Raw genomic sequence first — 12,018 nt, forward strand, 5'->3', positions numbered from 1 at the left:
ACTACCAGTGCAGCTTGTTGAGCTCGATCGCGACGTTGACACGCGGCTCTTCAAAACCCTTCAGGTCGGGATTGAACAGGCCTACGCCCTTCTTGGCGATCAGCGGCACGATGACGGCATCCTTGCGCAGGATGTCGGCCGCCTGCTTCATCTTCGCGACATAGTCTTCCTGCGTCAGGGCGACGTCCGCATCGGCGAGCGCCTTGGTGTATTCGGGCGAGCAATAGGTGCTCCAGCCGGCCTTGGACGGATCCGGGCAGGCGAACTGGACCGGGTTGGCGTCGCCCGACATGATCGTCACGTCGAACTGCGGCGGACGGCCCTGGAAGATCAGCTGCGAATAGCGCGCCAGGTCGATGGCGTTGCGGGTGACGTTGAAGCCGGCCGCCTGCATGGCCGGAACCATGATGTCGGCCGGCAGCGACAGATCCGGCACGTCGCTGAGCGAAGCGTATTCGAGCGGCGTGCTCGCATAGCCCTTCTCGGCGATGGTAGCCATCGCGCCTTCCATGTCATAGGGGAAGGGGCAGGTCTCGGGGCTTTCCGGCGAATACCAGACCTGGTTCGGCAGCGCGAAGGTGCAGGTGTTTTCCGCGCCCCAGGCGGCGCCGAAGGCGTCGTTGTAGGACTGGCGGTCGAGCGTCTTGGCGATGGTCTCGCGCAGGTCCTTGTCGAGCTTCTGGTTCAGCACGGCATAGGTCGGCTCGCCGACCTGCGGGTAGGTGACGAGCGAATATTTCTTGTCGAGCTCGCGCTTGGAGAGTTGCTCCCACAGGTCGATCGTGATCACCGGCAGCGCGTCGACTTCGCCGGCTTCGAGCGCGTTGAGGCCGGCCGTGCCGTCGGTGATGATGCGGACGGTGACGTTCTTGACCGGCGGCGCCTCGCCCCAATAGGTCGGGTTGGCTTCGAATTCGAAGGTGCTGTTGGTGGTGTAGCTCGCCAGCTTGTAGGGGCCGGTGCCGATCGGGTTGGTGGCGATGGTGCCGGCCGAGGCTTCCGGCTGGATCAGGCCGGAAATGGCGCCCATGCCCTGCCAGAAGTTCTGGCTCGGACGCGACAGAGTCACCTTGACGGTGCGGTCGTCGACCTTGTCGATCGCCGTCACGGCTTCATAGGCGGCGGCGTAGTCGACCACCGGGCTCGCCTTCATGGTGTTGAGCGAATAGATGACGTCCTCGGCCGTCACCGGCGCGCCGTTCGAGAACTTCGCCTCGCGGATCTTGAAGGTGTAGGTCTTCTTGTCGTCGCTGATCGTCCAGCTTTCGGCGACGCCGGGCGACACGCTGCCGTCCTTGTTGAAATAGACCAGCGGCTCCACGACATTGGCCGGAATCCAGAGCCGCATCGCCGTCAGGTTGCTCTTGACGAAATCGAGCGTGCCGGGGTCCTGCCGGGCGACGAGGACCATCTTGTTTTCCGCCGCGCGCGACGAGGCTGCCTCGGCGAGCGTCGCCGCGCCGCCAAGCGCGCCGGCAAACAGGGCCGCTGCCGCCGTCAGCAGGCCCAGGCGCTGGGTGATCAGATGCATTTTTTCCCGCATGGTCTCGGTTCCCTTCTGGAAGTGTTGGACGCTGAAACGCCTCGTCGTGGTGTGATCTGATGTGTCACTTGCCACGGTCTGCTCTTGTCCCGGCTTGCCTGGCCTTCGCATCTCGCGACGCGGCGCCCGACGTCCCTGGCCGGCCGGAGGTGGCGGATGCCGCGCTTCGGCCGTGTCTCTCCTTGCGGCGCGCCGGTGAAATCGGCCTCGCGGCGACTGGGGAGGAGTTGCTCGCGCGTGTCTTTCGCGCCGCGCCGCTCCCCCTGCATTGTTGTCTTCAAACTCTCGATGGTCGTCCCATGATGTAGAACAGTAAATATCTCGGCTGGGGAACAGTTTGTCGAGGACGCGGCGGGAATGCAAGTATCATCCAGAACGATTGGATGCGCCAAATGAGGGCGCAGAAAGTCCTCGGCCAGATCGTTCTATTATGTGGAATAAGAGGTCGGCTTACGCGGGTAGCCAGGCAGCGCGAAGCGATGCCGCTGTCGCGTTCCAGCGCACGGCAGAGGCGGCAAGCCTGCGAATATCGATAGTTTTCCCGCGACGGGCGAGGAATGTCGAGACGACCAAGCGCCGGCATCCGCATGACCGAACCGGCACGGAAAGAATGAAGGGGAAAATCCGGGGATAGGGGCAGGCGCCGCCAGAGGGAAGTGGGCGCCGGGAATGGCCTGGCCGGCGCAGGCGAGCCGGTGCCCGCCCGCGCGTATAACAGGCGGCGGGCGGCAGGCCCTCAGTTGTCGTCGGAGCCGGCCACGGCGGAGGCCGGCATCAGGTAGCGCACGGCGATCAGGCAGAGCGCGGTGGTGAATAGCAGCACGAGCGCCACCAAAGCGTTGATGTCCGGCGTGAAGCCGAGCCGCATCATCGCCCAGAGCCGGACAGGCAGGGTGCTCTGCGTGCCGGTCACCAGCAGCGTGATCATCGTCTCGTCGAAGGAGAGCGCGAAGGCGAGGATCGCCGCGCCGGCCATGGCGCTGGAGAGATTGGGCAGAAGCACCAGCCGGAACGTCTGCCAGCTGCTGGCGCCAAGATCGTAGGACGCCTCGACCAGACTGCCGCTCAGCGATTGCAACCGGGTCAGGATGGTGCGGTAGACCAGCGCCAGCACGAAGACGGTATGACCGATGATGATGGTCAGCAGCGATCGTTCGAACTCAACCTGGCGGAAGAAGATCAGCAACGCCAGGCCGGTGATGATCGGCGGCATCAGGAAGGGCAGGAAGATGATGAACTGCAGGAAGTTGCGGCCCTTCGCATTGGGCGAGGCGTAGTAGAGCGCCAGCCCCGTGCCGAGCGCCACCGACAGCACGACCGCGCCGGCGCCGACGATCAGCGTCGTCCAGAGCGCCGACAGCACGCTGTCGTTCTGGGTCAGGGCGACATAGGCCGAGGTGGTCGGCTGCGACCAGTCGACGGTGCCATGGCTGACGGTAAAGAAGGACGAGACGATCGGCACCATCAGCGGGCCGTAGAGCAGCACGAAGACGAAAAGGGTGAGGGTGATCAGCAGCGCCGGGGCTGCCCTGTCGGCGAACCGCATCACTTGGCCCCTCCATGCTTGCTTTCGAGCCGCCCGCCCAGGCGGATGGCGAGGATCACGACGGCGGCGAGGATGACGGAGAGCGCCGCGCCGAAGGGCCAGTTAAAGGCGGTGCCGAACTGGCTGTAGATGATGCGGCCGAAGGTGAAGCCGGACTGGCCGCCGACCATTTGCGGCGTCAGGAAGTCGCCGATCGCCAGCACGAAGACGAAGCTCATCGCCGAAAGCGTGCCGGGCAGGCTCAACGGCACGGTGACGCGCCAGAAGGTCTGCGCGTTGGTGGCGCCGAGATCGGCCGAGGCATGGCGAAGCGCCTTCGGGATGCGCTCCAGCGACAGGAAGATCGGCAGCACGGCGAAGGGGATCAGCAGCACGGTCAAGGTCAGCAGCACGGCGTTCAGGTTGAACACGAACAGCATGGAGGGCTTGTCGATGAGGCCGGTCGCGAGCAACGCCCGGTTCAGCATGCCATTACCGCCGAGAATGCTGCGCACGGCGTAGATCTTGATGACGTAGCTCATCAGCAGCGGCACGAGCAGCAGCACCAGCAGCATGTAGCGGCTGCGTCCGCGCAGGGTCGTCAGGAAATAGGCGACGGGAAAGGCGAACAGCACGCAGAGCAGCGCCACCGCGAGGCAGAGAAGGCAGGTACGCCAGAAGATCGGCAGGAACACCGGATCGGTGAAGAAGCGGACGTAATTGGAGATCGTTGGCGAGAAGACGATGCTGCCATGGTCGACGCTGAAGAACGAATAGACGAGGAACAGCGCCATCGGCGCCAGCACGAAGCCGAGCGGCACGATGTAGGCCGCGAGCGTCGCGAGCCATGGCGTCAGCCGGTGCGGCCCGGCATGGGCAGCGCTGTCGCTCATGCCGCCACCAGGCGGCAGGCACTGGCCGGGACCACCAGCGGTATGGTCTCGCCCTGGGACAGGGACGTGCCATCCGGGCGGCTTTGCAGCCGGGCTTTCAGGATCTGCTGCGACTGATGGACGGCAGCCGTGTTGACCATGGTCGAGGCGCCGCCGAAGGCGACCTGGTCGATGCGGGCGGCGATCCGGTTCTCGCCCTCTGCCGCGTCGCCGATGCCGACCGCTTCGGGCCGGAACACGGCCAAGGCGGGGCTGCCGGCCGGCAGGGCCGCGATTTTCGGCTGGCCGTCGATCGAACAGACAAGGCGGCCGACGGCCGTGTCGATGGCGCGCGTCGTGCCTTCGACCGGGCCGAGCGTGCCGGGGACGAGATTGTTCTCGCCGAAGAACTTGGCGACGAACTCGGTACCCGGCCGGTAATAGACCTCGTGCGGCGAGCCGATCTGCTCGATCCGGCCGGCGCTCATCACGCAGATCCGGTCGGCCATGGCGATCGCCTCTTCCTGGTCGTGCGTGACGAACAGGAAGGTGGTGCGGATCTCGGTCTGGATCGACTTCAGGAAGGTCTGCATGTGACGGCGCAGCTCGACGTCGAGCGCCGCCAGGGGCTCGTCGAGCAGGATCAATCGCGGCCGGCAGATGATGGCGCGGGCGAGCGCCACGCGCTGGCGCTGGCCGCCGGAAAGCTGGCCCGGGAAGCGCTTGCCGAGAGGGCCGAGCTGCACCAGCTCGAGCGCGTCGGCGACGCGCTTGGTTATCTCGGCGCGCGGCGTGCCGCGCACGGCCAGGCCATAGCCGACATTCGCCTCCACCGTCAGGTGCGGGAACAGCGCATAGTCCTGGAATACGGTGTTGAAGGGTCGGCGGTTGATCGGCATCGCGGCGATGTCGCTGCCGTCGAGCAGGATCTGGCCGCCGGAGGGCTGCGTGAAGCCGCCGATCAGGCGCAGGATCGTCGTCTTGCCGGAGCCGGAAGGCCCCAGGATGGTGATGAACTCGCCGTCACGCACGTCGAGGTCGATCGAGTGCAGGATGGCGGTCGCGCCATAGCTTTTCGAAACCGACCGCAGTTTCAGAAGGATACCGGCTTCGGCCATTGCCACCCCGAACCATCGATAAAGGGGCCCGTCCGCGAGGCGGAGGGGCTGAGACAGGAGAGGGATGGAGCCGTGGCTCCATCCGACCGTCGAACGACGGGGCTTACTGCGACGCCTTGATCTCGTTCCAGAGATCCGAACGCTTCAGCGGGTCTTCGACGCTTTCGAGCCAGACCAGCTTGTCGCTGTCATTGGCGTTCGAGCTGGCGGCGGCGGTATTGCCGAAGCCGGTGCGCTCGGAAAGCTGGGCGCCGATCTTCTTGTCGAGCAGGAAGTTGACCCACTTGGCGGCAGCGTCGGGATCCTTGGCGCCGCTGGTGAGCGCCCAGTTGTCGAGCCAGGAGAGCGAGCCCTCGGTCGGCGCGATATAGGCGACATGGGCGCCGGCCTTCTGCATCGCCTTCAGCTGCTGCTGGCCGTAATTGGCCCAGATCAGCGCCACGTCATTGTTCTGGTAGATCTGCAGCGCTTCGTCGGCCGTTGTGTAGAAGCTCAGGACGTTCGGCTTCAGCTCGAGCAGCTTGGCCTTGACCGCCGTGAACTGGTCCGCCGACAGCTGGAACGGGTTGGCGATGCCGAGGGTGAGCGCGGTGAACGAGAAATTATGCTCGCCATTGTCATAGGCCAGCACCTTGCCGGCATATTGCGGGTCCCACAGCACCGACATCGAGGTCGGCGCCGGCTTCACCTTGTCGGTGTCGTAGATCAGGCCGATCGAATCGAAGCAGAACGGGATGCCATAGGCCTTGCCGTCGCGCGTCACGCCGGTGATCTTGGAGAGATCCTGGAAGCGCGGCAGCACCTGCTTCTGGTTCGGGATCTTGGACAGGTCCCAGGGCTTGACTAGGTCGGCGTCGATATAGCGCTGCAACTGGGCCGTGTTGACGGCCATGACGTCGAAGTCCTTGCCTTCGCTGCCCTTGATCTTGGCCCAGATCTCGTCATCGCTGCCGACGAAGACGACATCGACGTCGATGCCGGTCTCCTTGGTGAAGTCCTTGACCCAGTCCGGGTCGGCATAGCCTTCCCAGGCAAGGACTCGCAGCGTCTCGGCCGAGGCGGCGGAAACCCAAAGGCCGGCCGCAAGCGCGGCGGCTCCCAGCGCAGCTTTCAAACTCTTCATGACACTTCTCCTCTGGATGAGTGTTCTGGTGGTGTTGGAGGAGCGCCTTCACCGTGGCTCGGCTGGCGCTCTCTCAGGCTTTGTTGTTTTCAGGTCCGTTCCGCTCAGAGCGGGGTGACGGTGAACAGCGTTTCCTCGGGGCCGGCCACCATGCGGTTGCGCAGCGGCTTGCCGAAGGTCGGCGACACGATTTCGAACTCGTCATTCACCTCGGTCTTGACGTTCGAGGCGTAGCTCATCGCATCCGCGCCGAAGAAGTAGGCGTGCAGGTCGCCCGGCCGGCGGAACATCGGATAGCGGAAGTGGTAGTGCTCGAGATTGCCGATCGAATGCGACATGTGGCTTTCGCCGGACAGGAACGGCTCGTCCCACACCACGTCGCCGTCGCGGATGATGCGGACGTTGCCGGAGACTTCCCGCGGCAGCTCGCCGAGCAGCAGTTCCGGGCCGAGCGAGCATTCGCGCAGCTTCGAATGCGCGAGGTAGAGGTAGTTCTTGCCCTCGGTGATGTGGTCGGAGAAGTCGTTGCCGAGGGTGAAGCCGATGCGACGGGGCTGGCCCGCCTCGTCGACGATATAGAGGCCGGCGATCTCGGCTTCCTCGGCGCCGGCGAGCGCGAAGCCCGGCAGGTCGAGCGGCGCGCCGGTCGGTACGACGCAGGTGCCGACGCCCTTGAAGAACCATTCCGGCTGGATGCCGATCGCGCCCTCGGCCGGCTTGCCGCCGTCGAGCCCCATCCGGTAGATCTTCATCGAGTCGGACTCGATCGCATCCGGGCCATGCGTGTCCGTGTGCATGCGGTTGCGCGCGGTGGCGCTGCCCGTATGCGTGAGGCCGGTGCCGGTGATCAGGAAGCGGGCCGGCTCGGGATGGTCGAGCGGCGGCAGCACGCGGCCGGCGATCAGCACCGTGTCATAGTCGATCGCCGCATCGCGCGGCAGGCTGGCCACCAGCGCTTCGAGCGCGGTCCCGGTCTCCATGCTGCGCAGGGCCAGTTCGTGCACGGTCGAAAAGCCCTGGATCGGCAGCAGCGTCTCGCCATCGGCGCCGACGACGGCGACCTTGCGCTCGCCCGTCTCGGTCTTGAACTGAACCAGCCGCGTGCGGCCTGTCTCTACGCCGTGCATCAAACCCAACCCCCGTCCACGATGAAATTCTGCGACGTGCACATGCGGCTGTCGTCGGCAGCGAGAAAAAGCGCCATGCGTGCGATGTCGGACGGCTGGACCCGGTCCTGCAGGCATTGGCGGTCTGCGATCTGGCGCTCGCCCTCGGGCGTGAGCCAGAGGCGCACCTGGCGTTCCGTCATGACCCAGCCCGGGATCATGCAGTTGACGCGGATGCGCTCGGGGCCGAATTCGCGCGCCAGCGCGCGGGTCAGGCCGGTGATGGCGGCCTTGGCCGTCACATAGGCCGGGCAGTCGCCGTCGCCGACCATCCAGGTGATCGAGCCGAAATTGATGATCGAGCCGCCGCCGGCGTCCCGCATCATCGGCCGAACGGCCTGCGCCGCGAAGAACTGGTGGCGCTGGTTGACCGCCATGCGGTCGTCCCAATAGGCGACCGTGACGTCCTCGGTGCGATGGCGATCATCGTTGCCGGCATTGTTGAGCAGGACGCGGATGGCGCCATGCTTTTCCTGTGTGGCCCGGATCGCGGCCTGCAGCTTTTCGATGTCGCGCAGGTCGCAGGGGATGAAGTCCGGCGCGCGGTGGCCCTCGGCTTTGATCCGTTCGACCAGAGCGCGCGACGGTTCCTCCGCCAGATCGACGAAGGTGACGTTCGCGCCCTGCGCGCAGAAATGCCGGACCAGGCTTTCGCCGATGCCGCTGCCGCCGCCGGTAATGAAGACGACGCGGCCGTCCAGGCTCGGATATACCGCGAAGGGAAAATCGTGTTCCATCAGCGCCTCAGTGAGAATGGCGGGGGATGCCCGCTTCGCGTTTGCCAAGCAGGAAGTCGAAATCGCAGCCTTCGTCGGCCTGCAGCACGTGATCGACGAAGAGCTTCTGGTAGCCGTTGATGCCGTCATGCGTCGGCGGCACCCAATCGGCGCGGCGGGCTTCCAGCTCGGCGTCGGAGACGTCGAGATGCAGGCGCCGGCCGGCAACATCGAGCTCGATCATGTCGCCATCGCGAACCAGCGCCAGCGGACCGCCAGCGGCGGCTTCCGGCGCCGTGTGCAGCACGACGGTGCCGTAGGCGGTGCCGCTCATGCGCGCGTCGGAGATGCGCACCATGTCGGTGACGCCCTGCTGCAGCAGCTTGGCGGGGAGCGGCATGTTGCCGACCTCGGCCATGCCGGGATAGCCCTTGGGGCCGCAGTTCTTCAGCACCATGATGCAGCTGGCATCGATGTCGAGATCGGGATCGTCGATGCGCTTGTAGTAGTGCTCGATGGTCTCGAACACGACGGCCCGGCCGCGATGCTGCATCAGCGCCTCGGTCGCCGCCGACGGTTTGATGACGGCGCCGCCGGGCGCGAGATTGCCGCGCAGGACGGCGATGCCGCCCTGCGGCGTCAGCGGCTCCTCGAAGGAGCGGATTACCTCGCCATTATAATTGGGCGCATCGGCGACGATCTCGCCGATGGTCGGGCCGGCGACGCTCGGCGCGTTGCCATGCAGCAGGCCGTGCTCGTCGAGCACGCGCATCACGGCGCGCAGGCCGCCGGCATAATAGAAGTCTTCCATCAGGTAGCGGCCGGACGGCATCAGATCGACGATGGTCGGCACGTCGCGGCCCAACTTGTCCCAGTCGTCGAGCGATAGATCCAGCCCGAGGCGGCGCGCGACCGCGATCAGGTGGATGACCGCGTTGGTCGAGCCGCCGATGGCGCCATTGACGCGGATGGCGTTTTCGAACGCCTCGCGCACGAGGATCTTCGACATCTTCACGTCGTCGCGCACCAGCTGCACGATGCGGCGGCCGGATTCCTGCGCCAGGATGGCGCGGCGGGAATCGACGGCGGGAATCGCCGCGTTGTCAGGCATGCCGATGCCGAGCGCCTCGACCATCGAGGCCATCGTCGAGGCGGTGCCCATGGTCATGCAGCTGCCGGCCGAACGGCTCTGGCCCTGCTCGGCGGCGAGGAAGTCGTCGACCGACATGCGGCCGGCCTTCACGTCCTCATAGAACTTCCAGACATGGGTGCCGGAACCGATCGCCTTGCCGCGGAAATTGCCGTTCAGCATCGGGCCGCCGGAGACGGCGATGGTCGGCAGGTCGCAGCTGGCCGCGCCCATGAGCAGCGCCGGCGTGGTCTTGTCGCAACCGACCAGCAGGATCACGCCATCGATCGGATTGGAGCGGATCGATTCCTCGACATCCATCGAGGCCAGGTTGCGGAACAGCATGGCGGTCGGGCGCATGTTGCTCTCGCCGAGCGACATGACCGGGAATTCGAGCGGGAAGCCGCCGGCCTCGTAGACACCGCGCTTCACATGCTCGGCGATCGTCCGCAGGTGGGCGTTGCAGGGCGTGAGTTCCGACCAGGTATTGCAGATGCCGATCACGGGCCGGCCGTCGAACACATCCGGCGGATGCCCCTCATTCTTCATCCAGCTGCGATGCATGAAGGCGTTCTTGCCCGCTCCGCCGAACCAGGAGGTGGAGCGATATTTGCGCGGCTCATCGGCCATGAGTGCCTCGGGAATTGTTTTTTATTGAAGAACACTATTTTGTATTACAGGATGCTATTCCTTTCCTGATCCGAGTCAACAAGGATGGCGCGACGGCCTGGGGGCAGAGCCGGGCGACAAATCGCCCGCGGGCCCGCTCCTGGCGAGCGCCGGCGGATGCGAAGTCCCGGCGCGCTGCGGGTTTACGGCGGATCCGACGGGAGAGGGCAAAACGATTTTTGTCACGACACAAAGTTTTGTATTGAAGAAGAATGTTTCTTATTGCGACTCGATTGTCGCCGGCGTTGCTGCTTAGCTGCGCGTCGATCCAACCAGGGGCGAGCCGACCATGACCGATGAGCGATACAGGGTGCAGAGCCTCGGGCGTGCGCTCGACCTGCTGGAGCGGATCGCCGATAGCGGCCAAGCGGGCGCGCGGCTGACGGACCTGGCCCGTGACATCGGCCTGTCGAAACCGGCGGCCTACGCCATCCTCGCGACGCTGCGGGCGCGCGGCGTCGTTACCGATATCGGCGAGGGCATGACGCGGCGCTACCGGCTCGGCCTGTCGCTGCTGCGCCTGGGCGATCTCGCAGTCGCCAATACCGGCCTCGCCGACATCGCGCTGCCCGTGCTGCGCGATCTTACCCACGAAATCGGCATGACCTCGCGCGTTGCCATGATGGATGATGGCTTCGCGGTGGTGATCGGCCGCGTCGATGCGCCGGGCGCGATCCGCTTCGACGCGGCGCTGGGCCGGCGCGAGCAGCCGCATTGCTCCGGCGTCGGCAAGGTGCTGCTCGCCGCCATGCCGCGCGCCAATGCGCTGCAGCTGCTCGAGCGGGTCGGCTATCCGGCCCGGACGCCGAAATCGCTCACCTCGATCGCGGCGCTCAGCGACGATCTCGACCGGATCGCCAGCCGCCACTATGCGATCGACGACGAGGAAGACCATGAGGGCATCATCTGCGTCGCGGCGGCGGTATTCGGCCGCGGCGGCCAGACGCTCGGCGCCATCAGCGTCACCACGCTGAAGCAGTTGCTGCCGCTGGAATCGGTCCCCTCGATTGCCGAGCCGCTGGTCCGGCATGCCGACCTCATCTCGCGCGCGCTGGGCGGTCCCTCGGCCCAGGAGGCCTGGGCCCTACGGCCGATGACGGATGCGCGGCTGTGACGGCGCCGGTCGGGCTGGAGACGGAGCGGTTTCGTCTTTCGCTGTTGCCGGAACTGGGCGGACGCATCGCCGCGTGCCAGTGGCGCCACCCGGACGGGCGCTGGCTCGACCTGATCCGGCCGATGTCGTCGCCCTATGACGGCGACGAGGAAGCCGGCTGCTTTCCGCTCACGCCCTTTTCCAATCGCCTGCGCCATGGGCGCTTCACCTTTGGCGGTCGCGAAATTGCCATGCCGCGCAACACGCCGGGCCCGCATGTCGAGCATGGCCATGGCTGGCAACGGCCTTGGGCGATCGCGGCGCGCGGGCCGGGTCGCATCGTGCTCGGCTATGAGCATGCCGGCGACGAATGGCCGTTTCCCTACGGCGTGACGCAGACCATCGAACTGCTGCCCGACCGGCTGCGCATCGAGCTTGCCGCGCTCAATCGCGGCGAGGAGCCGATGCCCTATGGCTTCGGCCTGCATCCCTTCTTCCCGGCGACGCCGGAGACGACGCTCGAGGCGCGGGTCGAATCGGTCTGGCATGTCGACGACGAGGTGATGCCGACGCGTCTCGGCCCTGCCATCAAACTCTGGGGAAGCAAGCCGCGACTGGCGGTCGCGAGCACCGCGCTCGACACCGCCTTTGCCGGCTGGGACGGCGAAGCGACGATCCGCTGGCCGGAGCATGGCGCGGGATTGAGCATGTCAGCCGACGCGCCGCTGCGCCATCTCGTGGTCTACACCCCGCCCGGCGCCGGCCATTTCTGCGCCGAGCCGGTCAGCCACTGCACCGATGCGTTCAACCTCGTCGCCGAGCGAAACGACACGGGAATGACGGTGCTGCCGCCAGGCACGGCGCTGATCGCGTCGATAACGCTGAGGCCCTTCGCGCTGTCCTGATCCAGAACGGAACTTGGGCGACCAATTTCGCGCGAATGCTTCATTTCAAAGCGTTTTGACTGATTTGCGGGCAGTAGGCCGAGAATAGATCGAGTCGAAAACGAATGTCCAAAGGCCTTCCGCACGGGAAAACGTGCGTTGACATTCGGCTTGAGCAAA

10 protein-coding genes are annotated in these 12,018 nt (G+C 65.8%); 2 read left to right on the forward strand and 8 right to left on the reverse strand.

Annotated features, from left to right (window positions below; translation table 11 throughout):
- Window position 1 precedes the first annotated feature (1 nt).
- The 8 genes from OSH10_RS07630 to OSH10_RS07665 form a co-directional block, all read right to left on the reverse strand.
- Complete coding sequence (locus tag OSH10_RS07630) at window positions 2-1,543, reverse strand: ABC transporter substrate-binding protein (RefSeq protein ID WP_266331056.1); 1,542 nt, start codon at window positions 1,541-1,543, stop codon at window positions 2-4.
- A 736-nt stretch (window positions 1,544-2,279) separates the two neighbouring features.
- Entirely contained in the window at window positions 2,280-3,089 is an 810-nt protein-coding gene (locus tag OSH10_RS07635) for an ABC transporter permease (RefSeq protein WP_266331147.1), read from the reverse strand.
- Window positions 3,089-3,961: an ABC transporter permease gene (locus OSH10_RS07640; protein WP_266331057.1), complete on the reverse strand. Its 873-nt coding sequence runs from the start codon at window positions 3,959-3,961 to the stop codon at window positions 3,089-3,091. Before OSH10_RS07640 ends, OSH10_RS07635 begins: the two co-directional genes overlap by 1 nt.
- A complete protein-coding gene (locus OSH10_RS07645) occupies window positions 3,958-5,058 on the reverse strand; it encodes an ABC transporter ATP-binding protein (protein ID WP_266331058.1) in 1,101 nt (366 codons plus the stop codon). The genes OSH10_RS07640 and OSH10_RS07645 overlap by 4 nt, the downstream gene beginning before the upstream one ends.
- Before the next feature lie 103 nt (window positions 5,059-5,161).
- A complete protein-coding gene (locus tag OSH10_RS07650) occupies window positions 5,162-6,181 on the reverse strand; it encodes an ABC transporter substrate-binding protein (RefSeq protein ID WP_266331059.1) in 1,020 nt (339 codons plus the stop codon).
- 104 nt (window positions 6,182-6,285) lie between these two features.
- On the reverse strand, window positions 6,286-7,308 hold the full coding sequence (araD1, locus tag OSH10_RS07655) for an AraD1 family protein (protein WP_266331060.1): 1,023 nt from the start codon (window positions 7,306-7,308) through the stop codon (window positions 6,286-6,288).
- Complete coding sequence (locus OSH10_RS07660; RefSeq protein WP_266331061.1) at window positions 7,308-8,084, reverse strand: SDR family NAD(P)-dependent oxidoreductase; 777 nt, start codon at window positions 8,082-8,084, stop codon at window positions 7,308-7,310. Before OSH10_RS07660 ends, araD1 begins: the two co-directional genes overlap by 1 nt.
- Before the next feature lie 7 nt (window positions 8,085-8,091).
- The gene (locus OSH10_RS07665) at window positions 8,092-9,822 is read right to left on the reverse strand and encodes an IlvD/Edd family dehydratase (RefSeq protein ID WP_266331062.1); all 1,731 of its coding nucleotides are present in this window, start codon (window positions 9,820-9,822) and stop codon (window positions 8,092-8,094) included.
- A gap of 328 nt (window positions 9,823-10,150) precedes the next feature.
- Here OSH10_RS07665 and OSH10_RS07670 point away from each other — a divergent pair, with 328 nt between their 5' ends.
- Together OSH10_RS07670 and OSH10_RS07675 are read left to right on the forward strand one after the other, a co-directional pair.
- On the forward strand, window positions 10,151-10,975 hold the full coding sequence (locus tag OSH10_RS07670; protein WP_266331063.1) for an IclR family transcriptional regulator: 825 nt from the start codon (window positions 10,151-10,153) through the stop codon (window positions 10,973-10,975).
- A complete protein-coding gene (locus OSH10_RS07675; protein WP_266331064.1) occupies window positions 10,972-11,859 on the forward strand; it encodes an aldose 1-epimerase in 888 nt (295 codons plus the stop codon). The genes OSH10_RS07670 and OSH10_RS07675 overlap by 4 nt, the downstream gene beginning before the upstream one ends.
- Window positions 11,860-12,018: the final 159 nt, after the last annotated feature.

Source organism: Kaistia defluvii, from assembly GCF_026343955.1.
GTDB lineage: Bacteria > Pseudomonadota > Alphaproteobacteria > Rhizobiales > Kaistiaceae > Kaistia > Kaistia defluvii.

Excerpts from the sequence above, each read along its gene's own strand:
- OSH10_RS07630 (WP_266331056.1), bottom strand. The coding sequence starts at position 1,543 with ATGCGGGAAAAAATGCATCTGATCACCCAGCGCCTGGGCCTGCTGACG.
- OSH10_RS07635 (WP_266331147.1), bottom strand. The coding sequence starts at position 3,089 with ATGCGGTTCGCCGACAGGGCAGCCCCGGCGCTGCTGATCACCCTCACC.
- OSH10_RS07640 (WP_266331057.1), bottom strand. The coding sequence starts at position 3,961 with ATGAGCGACAGCGCTGCCCATGCCGGGCCGCACCGGCTGACGCCATGG.
- OSH10_RS07645 (WP_266331058.1), bottom strand. The coding sequence starts at position 5,058 with ATGGCCGAAGCCGGTATCCTTCTGAAACTGCGGTCGGTTTCGAAAAGC.
- OSH10_RS07650 (WP_266331059.1), bottom strand. The coding sequence starts at position 6,181 with ATGAAGAGTTTGAAAGCTGCGCTGGGAGCCGCCGCGCTTGCGGCCGGC.
- araD1 (WP_266331060.1), bottom strand. The coding sequence starts at position 7,308 with ATGCACGGCGTAGAGACAGGCCGCACGCGGCTGGTTCAGTTCAAGACC.
- OSH10_RS07660 (WP_266331061.1), bottom strand. The coding sequence starts at position 8,084 with ATGGAACACGATTTTCCCTTCGCGGTATATCCGAGCCTGGACGGCCGC.
- OSH10_RS07665 (WP_266331062.1), bottom strand. The coding sequence starts at position 9,822 with ATGGCCGATGAGCCGCGCAAATATCGCTCCACCTCCTGGTTCGGCGGA.
- OSH10_RS07670 (WP_266331063.1), top strand. The coding sequence starts at position 10,151 with ATGACCGATGAGCGATACAGGGTGCAGAGCCTCGGGCGTGCGCTCGAC.